The organism is Desulfocicer niacini, assembly GCF_054657595.1.
The window spans coordinates 1-211 of the sequence record NZ_BAAHYK010000248.1; the positions used below are offsets into that span (position 1 = coordinate 1).

General features: G+C 52.1%; 1 protein-coding gene. It reads left to right on the plus strand.

The genetic code is table 11. From position 1 onward, the window contains the following. Positions 1–211: site-specific integrase (locus ACYQ2M_RS25600; RefSeq protein WP_459919213.1), on the plus strand; the 211-nt coding region annotated here is incomplete at both ends.

Sequence of the window (211 nt, forward strand, 5' to 3'; positions counted from 1 at the left end):
GGCAAGGTTCTCAAAGATGAGCATATCCATATCGCAATTCCTGCCCAGCGTACGCCGAAATTTCTACCCGAAGTACTCAGTGTAGAGGAGGTGATGACGCTGATCAATGCGGCGACCGGATTTGGAAATCGCATGCTGTTGATGACAGCTTACTCGGCTGGCTTGCGCCTGGAGGAACTGGTTTGCAACCCATATGTTGGAGGCTGGCTAC